Below are 15,390 nucleotides of genomic sequence, written 5' to 3'. Positions count from 1 at the left end.
TGATCGACCCCCAAGGTTCAGTCGGATGCGCGGCGCGCCTCTCACCGTGTTTGAGGCCGCCACCCATCACGCTGTTACGTTGCGGCAGTTTGATTGTTGTGTCAAACAATTTTCCTGACAGGCATGTAAAAACATTAGGGGATTTGCATGTATGTGAGCGAAAACAATGTGCCGTCGACCACACTCAGGCGAGCCGACGAAATACAGGAATCAAAATCAACAATGCAGTTAAATTAGATATTTCAGTTAGTTGATCGTTATCAGCAGGTGCTTGCGTTTCTCCCGATGAGGTTGTTGATGACCGCGTATGGCACGAACCATTTTCTCGCGAAGTCGCCAAGGGAGTTCAAAATGCGTGTTGACAGCGGTGTCAAAGCTACGTAGCGTCAAGCTCGAAAGTGCAGTCGAGTACCCAGTGCCCTCGACATCTGAAGCGGCAGCCTGGCCGTACTTCAGGTGCTGAACCGACGCAGTCGCGTCGCGCTTCTCCGGCAATGCTCAAAGTCAGGAAGTCATCGATGGAATCCGCCGCTCTCATTCACCTTGAAGATCGCGTGAAATCGGTCAAACGAGCCAAAAATCGCCTCTACCGCAATCCTGGGGTTCGGGCAGAGTCGTTGCTGGAAGCGGCGCTCGAATGCTTTGCCGAAGAAGATTTTGAGAGTGTAACAATTCCGCTTATTGCCAAGAAGCTTGGCGTCGCTCATTCGCTTATCTATTATTACTTCAAGAATAAGGACTCGCTCTACCAGTCCTCCGTGCTTCACGCGCTTGATCGACTGATGACCAACTATGGCGAGGTGGTCGCGCGGCATGAGAGCCCGGCCGCGTTGCTGAGCGCCTATCTGGACCTCAATGTCGAGATGTCGGAGACGCTGCGCAGCCTCGTGCGCATCATGTTCGTCAATGCCGGAGGCGCCAAGGACGCAGGCCCCAAGTTCATCGATAGCTTCGTCGAGGACTTCTACGAGTCCGAAAAGAGGGTTCTCGCCGATTGCATCCGCAAGGGCGTCGAGGTCGGCATGTTTGCCTGCCCGGACCCCGATGAGATGGCGGCATTCATCTCGCGCAACATCGACGGCATCTACTTCGGCAGTTTCATGCCGCATGGCGCGCCGATCCCTGCAGCGATGCGGTACCTCAAGGAGGTGGTCTGGGGACTGCTGCACTATGCCGGCGATCCTTCAGCCAAAAGCCCTTCCACAACCAAGAGCGGGAGATAGCCATGTGCCAGGTATGCGGCTGCGGGCCTGAGAACATTCGTATTGATGGCAAGAGCGGTGGGGATGACCACCAGCATCTGCATTCCCATCACCATCATGATGGCGATCATCATCATCACCATGATGGGCACCATCACCACGACCACGATGACGGACATCATCACCAGCACCACGGCGACGCCCACGGTCACGTTCATGGCGACGACGGCATGCATGAGCACCAGCATTCCGTTGCTGGTGGCGCCGGCGGTGATCTGCATTTCGGCAAGGATGCCGCCAAGACCCATGTTCCGGGCATGAGCCAGAAGCGGCTGGTGCAGATCGAGCAGGAGATACTGGCCAAGAACGGCATGTTTGCCGACGACGTCCGCGACGAACTGTGCGGGCATGGCGTGCTTGCGCTCAACCTGATCGCCAGCCCCGGGGCGGGCAAGACCACTTTGCTGGTCGAGACCTTGCAGCGGTTGAAGGGCACCTTCCCGACCTGGGTGATCGAAGGTGATCAGGAAACGACCAACGATGCCGATCGCATCCGTGCGACGGACACCCAGGCGGTGCAGATCAACACCGGCAAGGGCTGCCACCTCGACGCCGACATGATCAAGCGTGCGCTTGAATCGCTATCGCTGCAGCAGGGTGGCGTTCTCTTCATCGAGAATGTTGGCAACCTTGCCTGCCCGGCCGGCTTCGACCTTGGCGAAGCCCACAAGGTGGTCATTCTGTCTGTCACCGAAGGCGACGACAAGCCGGTCAAATATCCCGAGGCGTTCGCCGCGGCCGACCTTCTGGTCATCTCGAAGTCGGACCTGGCACCCTACTGCGATTTCGACATCGAGGCCTGCGTTGCCCATGCCCGCGAAGTCAACCCGGCGATCGAAAGCATCGTCGTGTCGGCGCGCGATGGCACCGGGATGACGGAATGGCTGAAGTGGATCGTCCGGGCCCGCCAGCAGCAGCTGCAGGACCTCGCGCGAGACCTGCAGGCGCGGGTGGAGTCCATCCGCAACACGCCCCACGCCTGAGGTCGCGCCATGCACGAACTCACCATCGCCTCAAGCCTGATCGACCTCGCCAGCGATCACGCCGCGCGCAACGGCCGCGCCCGGGTCACCGGAATGCATGTGCGTCTCGGCGTCATGTGCGGCATCGCCCGCTCGCTCTATTTCTGCTTCGGCCCGGCAACGCGCGGCACGCTCTGCGAAGGCGCCAAGCTGCACATCGAGGAAGTGCCGCTGACCATATTCTGCGAGCACTGCGCCGAGGCGCGTTCGCCGCTCTCTCTTTCCAATCTTCGCTGCACGGACTGCGGGAGGCCTTCGCGCAAGGTGCTGTCCGGGCGCGAGATGGAACTGACCCACATCGAGCTTGAGGAAGAAGCTCCACATCCGGCGTTGGCCCCGATTGGGCAAACACTTCAGTAGTTATCTGTTGGGAGGAACAGCATGCTTGATCGAAAAGCAGACATAGCCAAGTGGCAATTCACGCCACATCAGCATCGTGGCCCCGCCGAGCAGTTCGGCGAGAATGACCACATCTACTCTCCGAAGCTGCATAACGGCTCGTTCAAATCCAGGGGGCTCGCCACCTTCATGGGCGCACCCTATTGCCCGCCGGATCGCCACAAGATCCGCGAAATGGGTGCCAAGATCTGCTTCCTGGCCGTTCCATGGGACCAGGGCCAGATCGTGCGCGCCGGCGCCTCGCAAGGCGCTTCGGGGCTGCGCGAGGCGACGACGCAGTATTTTCCCTACATGTTCGAATACGACGTCGATCTGCTGAGTTTTTTCCGTGTCGTCGACTGCGGCGACGTGCCGACGGTGCCGGGCAACAACATCAAGTCGCAGGAATACACCACCGACTACGTCACCGAGTGCCTCGAAGGCGGCGCCAAGGTGATCCTGTTCGGCGGCGATCACTCCTTGCCGATCCCCGGCGCCAAGGCGCTGTCGAAATTCACCGGCAGCGGCAAGATGGGTTATCTGCATGTCGACAGCCACCTCGACGCCGGGCCTGACTGGGCCGGCAACCTGATCACCAACTGCTCGGGCACGCCGCGCGCGCTCGACCTGCCCAACTGCAACGCCAGGAACATGGCGCATATGGGCTCGCGCAACGGCCTCAATCCCAAGGACTGGTGGGATTTCTACGTCGACAACGAAATCCGTGTCGTCACCATGCCCGAGATGATCGAGCGCGGGCTGGAAGTGTGCGCCAACGAGATCTTCGAACGGGTGAAGAAGGACGCAGATACGCTCTACTTCACCTGGGATACGGACTCGATCGACATGAGCTGCATGCCCGGCTCTACCTCGCCGGAATGCTATGGCCTCAAGGGGCGGGAAGCGATCCAGTTCGCGCGCATCGCCGGCCGCCACGGCTGCGACATCCTCGATGTCGTCGAGCTCTGCCCGTACTTCGACTCCAGCCAGATCAGCGCCAAGATGACGGTCAACATGATCTACCACTATCTCGGCTCGCGTGCCCAGACCCTGCGCCAGCAGGGCAAGCAACCGTAAGAATTCTCAGGGAGGAGATTAAGTCATGAACCCAGCAAAATCCTACGCCCACCTGTTCTCGCCGCTTGGCGGCGACGCCGGAGACAACTACCGCGCGCCAGGCCTGATCACGTTCCTGCGGTCTGCCCACGTGCCGCTGAATGCCGAAGCGCTCAGGGCCTGCGGTGCCAAATACGCCTTTGTCGGCGTGCCTTTCGACGAAGGCAATGTCGGCAAGCCCGGATCGGAAGACGGCCCGCGCGAGTTCCGCCTCGTTTCGCAGGAGTATTTCTCCTACTGGTTCGAATACAACGTCGACCTGCATGGCAAGGCTGTCGATTGCGGCGACGTCTCGATGCCGAAGGTCAGCCCCGAGGTGGCCCATGAGCGCATCTATCGTGCGGTCCGCGAAGTCCTGAAGTCCGGCCTCACGCCGATCATCTGCGGCGGCGACCGCTCGATTTCGATTGCGGCGGCACGCGCTCTTTCCGATCATATCGGCGCCTCCAAGAAGATGGGCTACATGCATTTCGGCGCCCAGCTCGACATGGCCGACAGCTGGGCCGGCGAGCGCAATCTCGCCCCATGCGCCATGGCGCGCATCACCGAACTGCCCAATCTCGACATCAGGAATGTCGCGCATCTGGGCGCCCGCAACGCCATGAACCCCAAGGACCATGTCGACCTGTCGAAGGAGCGGGGTCTGCACTACGACTCCATGTTCGACTTGTTCGACGGCGGCATCTACCCGTTGGTCGAGCGCTCGATCGAGCGGGTCTGGGGCGATACCGACGCGCAGTATCTCAGCTTCAATTTCAACGTCATGGATTCGTCGGCGGCACCCGGCGTCACCTCGACGGAACCAGGCGGCATCGAGTCGCGTGAGATGATGCGCATCGCCGACATGATCGCAAAGCGCGGCAGTGTCAGCGTCATCGATCTCACCGAGCTATGCCCGATCTTCGACATTAGCGGTACGGCGGCCCGCCTGGCGGCGTGCGTCATAATGCGCCTGATGGCGTCATTGGCGGCGCAAAATGGCGACGTCATCGATGCCAGCCTGCGCCGCACCGATCTGGTCGCCGCAGAGTAAAGACAACCACTTGGACAAGGCCGGCTGCGGCCGGCCACAGGAGTTGATGGTGAACACGACAACGAACACAACGAAGGTCACGCGGTTGGCTGCAGCGGTTGCCGTTGCATATGCCGCGTCGACGATGCCGAGCTACGCGCATTTTCTACCCGAGGCCGGTGGTCTCGGCGCTGGGCTATCTCACCCGCTCTCCGGGCTTGATCACATCCTGGCCATGGCCGGGGTCGGCATCTGGGCCGGTCAGAATGCAGACAATGAGCCGGTGTTTCGCTGGCTACCGCTCGGCTTCGTCATCGGAATGATCGCCGGCGCGGTCTTTGGCATGACCGGACTGTCGCTTCCCTTTGTCGAACTGGGTATTGCCGGCTCGGTGGTGTTGCTGGGCGCGATCGTGGCGCTGGGCAGCCGCGTGCCGTTCGGCGCGGCCTTTGCGATGACGGTTGCCTTCGGCGGCCTGCACGGTTTCGCCCACGGCCAGGAATTGCCGATTGCCAGCAATGCCTTCCTCTATGGGCTGGGGTTTGTCGCTTCGACAGTTGTGCTGCATGCGCTGGGCTTCTCGCTTGCCAGCTTCGTCGCCCGCTTGTCCTGGCGCAACGCGCTCAAGGTGGGCGGTGGCGGCATCGCCGCCGCAGGCGTTGTGCTGGCAGCCGGCCTGGCCGGCTGATCGGGTCGAACCAGGCGATTGGCGGAGTCGGCGCCCAGCCGCCTCCGCCCGGCCTGAGCGTTGGAGGGCGCTCAGGCCCATCGCTTCGGCCAGACGGCTGAAACCTCCGTATCCTGATCTGTCGCATTCTCTGCGAAGCGACGAACGAATGAGCTCCCTGGCGCGCGAAGCGACGCCGGCACGAAACCTGTTTGCCAAAATGACCGGAGGAACAAGATGACTTTGAGCTGGCGCTTTACCGCCCTCGGCGACCGCCATCGCGCACTCGGCTCCAATCTCGAGGATTGGAGCGGCATGGGAACTGCCTGGACCTACGACGCCGATCCGTTTGACCAGCATGTCGCGATCCGCACCAAGGCCGGGCTGATGGACGTCTCGGGATTGCGGAAGATGCACCTGATCGGGCCGCACGCGATTGCGATCCTCGAGTACATCACGACGCGCAGCGTGGCCAAGATCCAGCCGGGCCGTTCGGTCTATGCCGCGATCCTCAACGAGCGCGGCCACCTGACCGATGATTGCGTGCTCTATCGCAATGGACCCAATTCCTGGATGCTGGTCAGCGGAACCGGCACCGCGCATGAAGAGATCATCAAGCAGGCGGCCGGGCGCAATTGTGCCGTGCTGTTCGACGACGATCTTCACGATCTGTCGCTGCAGGGGCCGGTGGCGGTCGATTTCCTGGCCAAGCATGTGCCCGGAATCCGCGACCTCAATTATTTCCACCACATCCACACGACACTGTTCGGCGCCCCGGTGACGATCTCGCGAACGGGCTACACCGGCGAGCGCGGCTACGAGATCTTCGTGCGCGGCCAGGATGCGCGGCTGGTCTGGGACACGATCCTTTCCGAAGGCAAGGATATGGGCATCATCCCATGCTGCTTCAGCACGCTCGACCTGCTGCGCGTCGAGAGCTACCTGCTGTTTTATCCCTACGACAATTCGCAGATGTACCCGATCCCGGGCCAGCCGGTCGGCGACAGCCTGTGGGAGCTCGGCCTCGATTTCACGGTTTCGCCTGGCAAGACCGGCTTCCGGGGCGCCGAGGAGCATTATCGCCAAAAGGGCAACGAGCGCTTCAAGATATTCGGCATGCTGATCGAAGGCGACAAGATGGCCGATCTCGGCGACGAGGTCTGGGCCGACGGCAAGAAGGTCGGCGTCATCACCTGCCCGTCCTATTCGAAGCTGACCAGGCGATCGATGGCGATCGCCCGTCTCGATGTGCCTTATGCCAGGCAAGGCGTGAAGCTGGAAGTCCGCGGCAAGTCGCTGAGGGCCAACGCAGTTGCCCACACGCTGACCTTTGACGATCCGGAAAAGAAAAAGCGGACCGCAAAGGGGTAATATCCGAAGTAGCGGGGGATCGATCAGCCTGATGCCGGCAACGCTGGCAATCTCGGGCGGGTCTCCCCTGCGGACGGAGTGACGGTCCTGATACGTAATGCTGTTCAGGCGCGTTGCCTTTCTTCGGCCGGCAGGATATTTCTATGGCACCGGAAACAGTGGCGTTTCCCAAATCTCCCCAAGCAGAATCTGTCCGGCTCACGCTGATGACCGGAGTACTTTGTTTCGACCTGCTCAATAGGTGGCATAGATCGCATGGCAAATGTCGACTGGCGTATTGGCGTCTTGTTTTCCAGCAGCGGGGTCACTGCTGCGGCCGAGATGGCGGAAGCGAACGCGACACGCCTGGCAACAGAAGAGATCAACGCAGCAGGCGGCGTTCGGGGGCGACTGATCAAGCCTGTTTTTTATGACCCGGAATGTTCTGCCAAGAAGTACCAGGAACTCGCCGTTCGCCTTCTCGCCGAGGATGGCATCAAGATCATTTTCGGATGCTATATGTCATCGGCAAGAAAAGCCGTCCTTCCGGAAATAGAATCCTACCGGGGAATGCTATTCTACCCAACTTTCTACGAGGGGTTCGAGTACTCGACACGTTGTTTCTATACGGGTTCGTCATCGAACCAGAATGCGGTCCAGCTCGCACGCTATCTGATAGAGAATTACGGCAAGCGCTTCCTCCTGGTCGGCTCGAATTATGTGTTCCCCTACGAGTACAATCGTGTCGTCATGGATCTTGTGACGAGGGCCAACGGGACCATTCTCGACGAGATCTATGTCCCTGTCGAAGCCAACCGCAAGGATTTCGACCGGGTCATCAAGCAGATCAAGAAGCTGAAGCCGGACATCGTGGTGTCGACGGTCGTCGGCACCGGCGCGGTCATGCTCTATGAGGCCTACAAGGACGCCGGCTTCGACGCCGAAACCATGCCGATCGCCAGCCTGACGACAACCGAAGCTGAAGTTGCCGAGATGGCGCCCGAGGTTGCAGCCGGGCATCTGACTTCGGCGTCGTTCTTCGAAACTCTGGATACGCCACAGGCGCAGCGGTTTGTTTCCGCCTACAAGAAACGCTTTGGCCCCAATGCTCCTGTCACGGCAGGTGCCGAGGCCGCCTATTTTCAGGTACATCTCTACGCCAAGGCTCTGGAACTGGCCGGTACGGATGAGCCCGAGGCTTTGGCCAAACACTTGGCCGGGCTGGAATTCGATGCACCGCAAGGCCGCATACGGATTGACCCCGACAATCATCATACGGAACTCTGGTCGCGGATTGGGCGGGTCAATTCGGAAGGCAAGTTCGACGTCATCTGGCAATCCGAAACGAGAGTCAGGCCGGATCCTTACTTTGTCACCGCGTCATTTGATGATTGGATGAACAAGCCACATCAACTGAAACGCAAAGCATAGCGGATCGTTTTCGGTGCCAACCAGGATACTCCAGGACCTGAAAGGCTTGCGCGTTCAAGTCATCCATCCGCCAGATCCGGAGGGATTGGCGTTGGTCGAGCACCTACGGCGTATTGGCTGCAGCTGTGAAACAACATGGCCGCTGCCCGATGCGATAAGCCCGACCGCGGTGGTGGTCCTGGTCTCGATCGAGCAGGAGAACCGGGAAAAGATCCTGCGCCTGTTTCGCCCGGTGCAGCCGTCCGACCCCGCCCTGGTGGCGGTGGTCACTTACGAAGACCCAAGTACACTTCAGGTGGTCCTGGAGTGCGGTGCGCTGGCAGTCATCGAGCGGCCGATCCGCCCATTTGGTTTGCTGACCAATCTGACGATCGCGCGCGCGCTTTGGCTCGAACGGCAGAATGCGGGCAAGCGAATCCGCAAGCTCGAGCGAAAGCTGGCCGGAAACAACCGGATCTTGCGGGCCAAGAGTATTCTGATGGAAACGCAAGGGCTTACCGAGCATGACGCCTACGAAAACATTCGTCGGCAGGCGATGGCAAAGCGCGTTCCGATGGACGATCTGGCGAGCGCGATCATCAATGCACATGAGCTATTGACCTTCAAAGAGATGCGTGACTAGAATGAAAAATAATTGACGCCGGGTGAAGCCTGAGCGTCGATACGGTGCGAGACAAGGTCGTCAGCACCGACAGGCTGTGTAGCCCGCAAAACTCCTAACGGAGTTGGCGGGTTTTTTTGTTTTCGGCTGTTCCCGACAGGGCTGTTGGCAGCCGTTGGTCCAGATTGCAGCGATTACCGACGCTCATTGGCTAGCGCGTGCGAACGCGTGCGCGGCATTGCTTTGGCCAAATTTCGGCTGTCCAAAAAAGGGGAGGGCATCTGCGTTTTGATCGTAACGTCAAATAATAAAAACGAAGAAGCTAAGTACACTCCTCCAAAGTTTGAGTGAAATTGTTAAATGTATTTTTGCAGAAAAAGGAGAGCGAAAAAGGATACTGAATAAAAGTTTATGATCACATCGTTCTAGTACACGTTCTGCACGGCCGCGAATGGGGCGGCTTCCTAAAAATAAATCGCACATAGAGGCGAACAGGAGGAACAATGAAGAACCAAGATCGACGTACGTTTCTTAAAGCATCGGGTCTTGCTGCTGTCGGACTGGCAGCTCCGGCAATCCTGCGACTCGGGGGCAAAGCCTGGGCGGCAAATGAGATTCCTGTCGGCATCATGTATTCGCTGACGGGCACCACGGCGATCGTCGAGAAATCGATGAACCAGTGCGCCCAGATGGCGATTGCCGAAATCAACGCCAGGGGTGGCGTTCTTGGCCGCCAGCTGCGTGCCATCATCGAAGACCCTGCATCCGAGCCGCGCATATACAGCGAAAAGGCGCGCAAGCTCACGATCGAGGACCAGGTTCCGGTGATCTTCGGCTGTTACACCACAGCCAGCCGCAAGGCTGTCCTGCCGGTGGTGGAGCGGCGCAAGGGACTGCTGGTCTGGCCGACCTGGTACGAGGGCGAGGAGTGTTCCAAAAACGTGCTCTACGCCGGCTCGGCAGTGCCCAACCAGCAGCTGGAAAATTCCCTGCCGTGGCTGAAAAAGAGCCTGGGCAAGAACAAGGTCTTCATCGTCGGCTCCGACTATGCCTTTCCCCGCGGGATGGCAAAGACCTCGAAGACGATCTGCGAAAGAATCGGCATGGAGGTTGTCGGCGACGAGTACCTCCCGCTCGGGCATACCGAATGGGCGTCGATGGTATCAAAGATCGGCTCGAGCGGCGCAGACGTCATCTTCTCCAACGTCGTGGGCGACTCCATCGTTGCCTTCTACCGGGAACTGCGCAACCAGGGCTACGACTTCGACAAGCTCCCCTTGTGTTCTTCGACGACGACCGAAGTCGAGATCAAGGCGATGGGTCCTGAATACGCGCTGGGAAGCTACGTTTCGCTACCCTATTTCCAAACCGTCGACACGCCGCAGAACAAGGTTTTCGTCGAGGCATTCAAGGCCTATGCCGGAGCTGACGCTGTGACCCACGCGGCGATGGAGGCGGTGTATATCGGCGTCAACATGTGGGCAATGGCAGCAGAAAAGGCCGGCGATCTCGCGCCGGAGGCCATTGTTGCCAGTGTTGGTGGCCTGTCCTTCGACGCGCCGCAGGGCAAGGTCACGGTCGATCCCGACAACCTGCACAGCTACCTGACGCCGCGCATCGGCAAGACCCGTGCCGACGGCCTGCTCGACGTTGTCGATCAGTACGCCGAGCCGCTTGTGCCGCTGCCTTACTCGAGCGTCGGCGAGACGGCCGAGAAGCGGGTCTGTGCGACAAGCGGGGCGACGCTCTAGTCCCCGATCAGCCAGCTTTGCCGGCGCGGATGCTCGCGCCGGCACGATCCCTCGACAGACGCGGATGAAAGCGGCATGGAAACATTTGTCATTGGCTTGAGTATCGCATCGATACTTTTCATGGTCGCCCTTGGCCTGGCGATTATCTACGGCACCATGAACGTCATCAATCTGGCCCATGGCGAGATGGTGATGATCGGGGCCTACACCACGGTCCTGGCGACCAAGCACCTTGGCTTCAACATCTATCTCTGCCTGCCGCTGGCGTTTCTGGTGACGGCGACCTTTGGGCTGATCATCGAGCGAACTGTCGTTCGCAGGCTCTACGGGCGGCTGCTCGATACCTTGCTGGCGACATGGGGCATCGCGCTTATACTGCAGCAGCTCATCCGCATTCATTTTGGGCTCGGGCTCTTCGGCATCGAGATCGACGGCCTCGGCTCGGACCTTCAGAACGTCCCGGTTCCCGCGGAACTGCAGCAGGCCATACGTGTTTTCGGCGCCAACATACCGGTCTATCGGGCCTTCGTGTTCGTGGCCGCCCTGGCACTGGGCGCCATCAGTTGGTTGCTGATCTTCAAGACGCGTTTCGGCAGCCAGCTTCGGGCCGTTTCGGTTGCCAGGAATACAGCGGCCGCCTGCGGTATCAACGACAAGCGCGTCAATATGCTGGCGTTTGCCTATGGCTCCGGACTTGCGGGCATTGCGGGCGTGCTGGTGTCGGGTTTCAAGACCGTGTCACCCGACATGGGAACGCCTTATGTCGTCGACGCCTTTCTCGTTGTCGTCGCCGGCGGAGTTGGCCATCTGCTCGGCACCATGGCCTCGGCAGGCATTCTCGGCGAAGTCCAGAGCTTCGTCGCCACCTGGGCAAACGACGTCTACGGGCGAACGGTCCTGTTCACCGTCGTGATCCTTATTCTCCTCTTCAAGCCTCAGGGCCTCTTCGTCACCAAGAGCCGCTGAGCTTGGCTGCAACATGGACGAGCGCATGACATACCGCACCGCTTCCATAGTCGCATACGTAGTGTTCTTCGCCGTTGTGCTTGCGCTTCCGCTCGTGCTCAACAGCTTCTGGACCAACCGCGTCGCGATCTACCTTGTCTATTCGATCTGCGCGATCGGCATCAGCATGTCGTGGGGTTATGCCGGCATCCTGAGCCTCGGCCAGGGACTTTTTTTCGGCATGGGCTCTTACATGCTGGCGATGTCGCTGACCCTGGCCGTGCCGGAAAACAATCCGGTACCGCAACTCATGCTTCTCAACATGGAGCCGGATGCTGTCCGCGATCTGTGTTGCGTCACCACCGGTTCGTTCCTGTGGATCCCATTTCGATCCATCACGGTCGGCATGATTGCTGGGATCGTCGTGCCGTGCATTTTGGCTGCCGCGATCGGCTATGTCATGTTCAAGCGACGGACGACCGGCGTCTATGTCAGCATCATCACGCTGGCCTTCGCCTTGATCGGGCAGTTGCTGATCATCAACAACCAGCCGCTCACCGGCGGCTTCAACGGCCTCGCCAACCTTGCGCTGCTGAATATTGGCGGCTTTGAATTCGACCCCTACGGCCCAAGTGCGTATTACACCGTCGCGCTCACGCTCCTCGCGGTGATCCTCCTGGCCCGCTACATGCTGTCAGGGCGGATAGGTCAGATACTCAAGGCCATTCGCGAGGACGAAGCGCGCGCCCGCTACCTCGGCTACGACGTCGAGAACTACAAGCTCTTCATCTTCTGCGTTTCGGCCGGTGTCGCCGGCCTGGCGGGAATGCTGTTCACCCTGACTTCCGAGTTCGCCACGCCGTCACTGATGGCGACGTCATTGAGCATCTCGATGGTGATCTGGGCTGCGACAGGTGGCCGTGCATCGCTGCTCGGTGCTTGTATCGGCGCTCTGATCGTCAATTTCGTCGGCTCCCTGGCCAGCGAAAGCGCGACCTTCCAGCCGGTCTGGCCGATCATATTGGGTCTGCTTTTTGTCTTCGTCGTCCTATTCATGCCGAACGGGATTGCCGGGATATTCAAGGCTTTGGTCGAGCGCTCCGGCAAGGCCGAGCGCTTCGCCGAGGCCGAACTGTCCGCAAGGGAGGCATGATCGATGAATGCCCTTCACAGGCCATCTCAAACTGCGGCACTGGCATCGGCTGCGCCCATTCTGCGGACGCAGAATCTGACGGTGCGATTCGACGAATTTCCGGCGGTACGCGACGTTGATCTGTCGATCGCCGACGGTGAGCTCAGGGTGATCATCGGCGCCAATGGTGCCGGCAAGTCGACCTTGCTCGACCTCCTGTGCGGCAAGACGCTGCCCTCCGAGGGCGAGATCTGGTTGCATGACCGCAACATCACCGGCATCGGGGAGGCCGCCATTGCCCGCAGCGGCGTTGGCCGCAAGTTCCAGACGCCAACGGTTTTCAAGGACATGACCGTGCTGGAAAACCTGCAGGTTGCCAGCAACCGCAGGGTCGGTGTTTTCCAGAACCTGTTCGACCGGGTGAAGCCCAGGCCAAGCGACAGGGAGATTGCCGTCGCAGAAAGGACCGGCTTGCTCGGTTCGATGAAGCGCAAGGCATCGGAACTGTCGCACGGCCAACTGCAATGGCTCGAACTGGCAATGGTCCTGAGCCAGGACCCCAAGATCATCCTCCTCGACGAGCCCGCTGCAGGGATGACCTCGGCCGAAACCGACAAGACAGCCGAGTTGCTGCTCGACCTTGCAGGCCAACACACGGTGCTGGTCATCGAGCACGACATGGCATTCGTCCGCCGCATCTGCCGGACCATTACCGTGATGCACCAGGGATCAGTGCTTGCCGAGGGAACCGCGGAGGAGATCGAACGCAACCCCGCAGTGATCGAGGCGTATCTTGGATCGGCGACGCTCAGCCATGCTTAAATTCAAAGACCTCAACGTGTTCTACGGAACCAGCCACATCATCCACGATCTCAACCTTGAAATTCGCAAGGGCGAGGTCTTCTGCATCATGGGGCGCAACGGCGTGGGCAAGACGACCCTGTTGCGCAGCCTCCTCGGCATCACCGTGCAGACCAAGGGCGCGATCGAGTTCGAAGGCACCGAGATCAGCCGGGACCTTACCTATGAACGTGCGCGGCGTGGCATCGGTTATGTGCCCCAGGGACGTGAAATCGTGCCGGGGCTTAGCGTGCTCGACAACATCCTGCTTGGCTGCAACGCGCGGGCGGATCGCCAGATGTCGGTCCCTCCGTTGGTCTGGACCCTGTTTCCCTTCTTGAAAGATCATCTGAACCGACGTGGCACCAATCTTTCCGGCGGCCAGCAGCAGCAACTGGCGATTGCCCGGGCACTCGCTACGGATCCAAGCATTCTTGTCCTCGATGAACCGACTGAGGGCATCCAGCCGAACATCGTCGAGCACATCGAAAAAGCGATTATTTCGCTCAACCGGGATCATGGGCTGACCATCATCCTCGTCGAGCAGAAGATACGCTTTGCGCGCACTGCTGCGCATCGATTTGCCATCCTCGAAAAGGGACAAGTCGCTGCAGCTGGCGAAACCGCCGACCTCAGCAACGAGCTGATCCACAAGCATATGAGCCTTTAGAGCCGCCGTGGCTTTTTTGGCAGTCGGGATATCCGATGACACCGACGAATGGTCTAGAGCAGAGAGGATTTTGAGATGCTGCGAGTTGAAAGTGTTCTAGGCAGCCGAAGCGATCCGGCCTTGCACGAGGCCATCCACCATCTCGAACATCACCATGCGGTCGAGTTCGTGACGGTCGCGGCCGGCGATCTCGACCGGCGGCGGCTGATGGCGCGGACGGACAAGGGCGAAGAGGTGGCGATCACCCTGCCGCGCGACCAGAAACTGCACGACGGTGCTGTCCTTGTGCTCGACGACCATCGCGCGGTGATCGTCAGGGCCGGCGAGCAGCGCTGGCTGAGGATCACGCCGCACTCGGCCAGCGATGCGCTGGAACTCGGCTATCACGCCGGCAATCTCCACTGGCGGGTGCGCTTCGACGGCGAGGATCTTCTGGTGGCGCAGGATGGGCCGGCCTCGGCCTATGCCGCGCGCATCGAAGCCCTGGTCTCGGGCGGTCGGGTCAAGCTGACGGAGGAGGCCGAATGAGCCTTTCGGCAACAAATCTGCTCGTCGCCCTGCAGCATGCCGACGGGCAATTCCCGTCAGGCGGCTTTGCCTTTTCGCAAGGGCTCGAGGCATCGTCGTCGCTGGCCGACCGGTTGGGTGCATTCGATTTCGCCGATTTCGTAGACATCCAGATCCGCCACCGCTGGGCGGACGCGGACCGTGTCGCGCTGGTGCGGGCGTTTCGGCTTGCCGGCGATCTCGACGCACTTGCCGAACTGGACAGCGAGGTCGAAGCCTCGACCTTCGTCGAGGGGCTGCGGTCGGGCTCGCGCCGCAACGGCACGGCCCTCCTGACCACCCACGGGCGCCTGGGAACCAAGGGAGCAACTGCCTATCGCGGAATGGTCCGTAATGGCAGCGCCTGCGGCCACCTCGCCGTCGTCCAGGGCCTTGTGTGGCAGGCGCTCGGCCTCGACGAGGCGACGGCCGTTGCGATCGGCGGCTACCAGATGGTCGCCTCGCTGGCGACGGCTGCGGTGCGGCTAGGCCTGATCGGGGCCATCGACGCCCAGGCTTCGATGGCCCGGGCGCTGCCCGCGATCGAAGCCGCGGGCAGCAGGCCGGTCGCCGATGGCGAGGCGTTGCGTTCGTTCACGCCGCTTTGCGAGATCGCGGTCGCCATGCACGGCGTGTCCGGCCAGCGCCTGTTTTCGAATTGATGAGG

The 15,390-nt window shown here is 60.4% G+C and carries 17 protein-coding genes; 16 read left to right on the top strand and 1 reads right to left on the bottom strand.

Features of this window, described 5'->3' with window-relative positions:
* Positions 1 to 398 precede the first annotated feature (398 nt).
* Positions 399 to 1,223, top strand: coding sequence for a TetR/AcrR family transcriptional regulator (locus CO731_RS22725; RefSeq protein ID WP_159091685.1), 825 nt, complete (start codon positions 399 to 401; stop codon positions 1,221 to 1,223).
* On the opposite strand, the gene CO731_RS29395 is transcribed toward CO731_RS22725, so the two are convergent.
* Complete coding sequence (locus tag CO731_RS29395; protein ID WP_245439482.1) at positions 1,169 to 1,444, bottom strand: hypothetical protein; 276 nt, start codon at positions 1,442 to 1,444, stop codon at positions 1,169 to 1,171. The genes CO731_RS22725 and CO731_RS29395 overlap by 55 nt on opposite strands.
* On the opposite strand from CO731_RS29395, the gene hypB reads away from it, so the two are divergent.
* The 15 genes from hypB (at position 1,433) to CO731_RS22650 (ending at position 15,385) form a co-directional block, all read left to right on the top strand.
* Positions 1,433 to 2,245: a hydrogenase nickel incorporation protein HypB gene (gene hypB, locus CO731_RS22720; protein WP_245439480.1), complete on the top strand. Its 813-nt coding sequence runs from the start codon at positions 1,433 to 1,435 to the stop codon at positions 2,243 to 2,245. The genes CO731_RS29395 and hypB overlap by 12 nt on opposite strands.
* Positions 2,246 to 2,254: 9 nt before the next feature.
* The gene (locus CO731_RS22715; RefSeq protein WP_108608920.1) at positions 2,255 to 2,644 is read left to right on the top strand and encodes a hydrogenase maturation nickel metallochaperone HypA; all 390 of its coding nucleotides are present in this window, start codon (positions 2,255 to 2,257) and stop codon (positions 2,642 to 2,644) included.
* 21 nt (positions 2,645 to 2,665) lie between these two features.
* Complete coding sequence (locus tag CO731_RS22710) at positions 2,666 to 3,739, top strand: agmatinase family protein (protein ID WP_108608919.1); 1,074 nt, start codon at positions 2,666 to 2,668, stop codon at positions 3,737 to 3,739.
* A 25-nt stretch (positions 3,740 to 3,764) separates the two neighbouring features.
* On the top strand, positions 3,765 to 4,811 hold the full coding sequence (locus tag CO731_RS22705; RefSeq protein ID WP_108608918.1) for an arginase family protein: 1,047 nt from the start codon (positions 3,765 to 3,767) through the stop codon (positions 4,809 to 4,811).
* A 49-nt stretch (positions 4,812 to 4,860) separates the two neighbouring features.
* Positions 4,861 to 5,478: a HupE/UreJ family protein gene (locus tag CO731_RS22700; protein WP_159091684.1), complete on the top strand. Its 618-nt coding sequence runs from the start codon at positions 4,861 to 4,863 to the stop codon at positions 5,476 to 5,478.
* A gap of 216 nt (positions 5,479 to 5,694) precedes the next feature.
* The gene (locus tag CO731_RS22695) at positions 5,695 to 6,828 is read left to right on the top strand and encodes an aminomethyltransferase family protein (RefSeq protein ID WP_108608916.1); all 1,134 of its coding nucleotides are present in this window, start codon (positions 5,695 to 5,697) and stop codon (positions 6,826 to 6,828) included.
* A gap of 255 nt (positions 6,829 to 7,083) precedes the next feature.
* A complete protein-coding gene (locus tag CO731_RS22690; protein WP_108608915.1) occupies positions 7,084 to 8,238 on the top strand; it encodes a transporter substrate-binding domain-containing protein in 1,155 nt (384 codons plus the stop codon).
* 13 nt (positions 8,239 to 8,251) lie between these two features.
* On the top strand, positions 8,252 to 8,860 hold the full coding sequence (locus CO731_RS22685) for an ANTAR domain-containing protein (RefSeq protein WP_108608914.1): 609 nt from the start codon (positions 8,252 to 8,254) through the stop codon (positions 8,858 to 8,860).
* A 482-nt stretch (positions 8,861 to 9,342) separates the two neighbouring features.
* A complete protein-coding gene (locus CO731_RS22680; RefSeq protein WP_108608913.1) occupies positions 9,343 to 10,590 on the top strand; it encodes a transporter substrate-binding domain-containing protein in 1,248 nt (415 codons plus the stop codon).
* Positions 10,591 to 10,665: 75 nt separating this feature from the next.
* Entirely contained in the window at positions 10,666 to 11,556 is an 891-nt protein-coding gene (gene urtB / locus CO731_RS22675) for an urea ABC transporter permease subunit UrtB (RefSeq protein WP_108608912.1), read from the top strand.
* Between the two features lie 25 nt (positions 11,557 to 11,581).
* Complete coding sequence (urtC, locus tag CO731_RS22670; protein WP_108610004.1) at positions 11,582 to 12,688, top strand: urea ABC transporter permease subunit UrtC; 1,107 nt, start codon at positions 11,582 to 11,584, stop codon at positions 12,686 to 12,688.
* A gap of 3 nt (positions 12,689 to 12,691) precedes the next feature.
* The gene (gene urtD / locus CO731_RS22665) at positions 12,692 to 13,489 is read left to right on the top strand and encodes an urea ABC transporter ATP-binding protein UrtD (protein WP_108608911.1); all 798 of its coding nucleotides are present in this window, start codon (positions 12,692 to 12,694) and stop codon (positions 13,487 to 13,489) included.
* Positions 13,482 to 14,177, top strand: coding sequence for an urea ABC transporter ATP-binding subunit UrtE (gene urtE, locus CO731_RS22660; protein WP_108608910.1), 696 nt, complete (start codon positions 13,482 to 13,484; stop codon positions 14,175 to 14,177). The genes urtD and urtE overlap by 8 nt, the downstream gene beginning before the upstream one ends.
* A 75-nt stretch (positions 14,178 to 14,252) precedes the next feature.
* The gene (gene ureE, locus CO731_RS22655; protein ID WP_108608909.1) at positions 14,253 to 14,705 is read left to right on the top strand and encodes an urease accessory protein UreE; all 453 of its coding nucleotides are present in this window, start codon (positions 14,253 to 14,255) and stop codon (positions 14,703 to 14,705) included.
* Entirely contained in the window at positions 14,702 to 15,385 is a 684-nt protein-coding gene (locus tag CO731_RS22650) for an urease accessory UreF family protein (RefSeq protein ID WP_108608908.1), read from the top strand. The genes ureE and CO731_RS22650 overlap by 4 nt, the downstream gene beginning before the upstream one ends.
* Positions 15,386 to 15,390 lie beyond the last annotated feature (5 nt).

Origin of the sequence: Aminobacter sp. MSH1, assembly GCF_003071665.1 — a bacterium.
Classification (GTDB): Bacteria; Pseudomonadota; Alphaproteobacteria; order Rhizobiales; family Rhizobiaceae; genus Aminobacter; species Aminobacter niigataensis.
This window is presented reverse-complemented; position numbering and strand designations above follow the sequence as displayed.

Bases quoted from the DNA above. Each gene is read 5' to 3' on its own strand.
- hypB (WP_245439480.1), top strand. From the start codon at position 1,433: ATGCATGAGCACCAGCATTCCGTTGCTGGTGGCGCCGGCGGTGATCTG.
- CO731_RS22715 (WP_108608920.1), top strand. From the start codon at position 2,255: ATGCACGAACTCACCATCGCCTCAAGCCTGATCGACCTCGCCAGCGAT.
- CO731_RS22710 (WP_108608919.1), top strand. From the start codon at position 2,666: ATGCTTGATCGAAAAGCAGACATAGCCAAGTGGCAATTCACGCCACAT.
- CO731_RS22705 (WP_108608918.1), top strand. From the start codon at position 3,765: ATGAACCCAGCAAAATCCTACGCCCACCTGTTCTCGCCGCTTGGCGGC.
- CO731_RS22695 (WP_108608916.1), top strand. From the start codon at position 5,695: ATGACTTTGAGCTGGCGCTTTACCGCCCTCGGCGACCGCCATCGCGCA.
- CO731_RS22690 (WP_108608915.1), top strand. From the start codon at position 7,084: ATGGCAAATGTCGACTGGCGTATTGGCGTCTTGTTTTCCAGCAGCGGG.
- CO731_RS22680 (WP_108608913.1), top strand. From the start codon at position 9,343: ATGAAGAACCAAGATCGACGTACGTTTCTTAAAGCATCGGGTCTTGCT.
- urtB (WP_108608912.1), top strand. From the start codon at position 10,666: ATGGAAACATTTGTCATTGGCTTGAGTATCGCATCGATACTTTTCATG.
- urtC (WP_108610004.1), top strand. From the start codon at position 11,582: ATGACATACCGCACCGCTTCCATAGTCGCATACGTAGTGTTCTTCGCC.
- urtD (WP_108608911.1), top strand. From the start codon at position 12,692: ATGAATGCCCTTCACAGGCCATCTCAAACTGCGGCACTGGCATCGGCT.
- urtE (WP_108608910.1), top strand. From the start codon at position 13,482: ATGCTTAAATTCAAAGACCTCAACGTGTTCTACGGAACCAGCCACATC.
- ureE (WP_108608909.1), top strand. From the start codon at position 14,253: ATGCTGCGAGTTGAAAGTGTTCTAGGCAGCCGAAGCGATCCGGCCTTG.
- CO731_RS22650 (WP_108608908.1), top strand. From the start codon at position 14,702: ATGAGCCTTTCGGCAACAAATCTGCTCGTCGCCCTGCAGCATGCCGAC.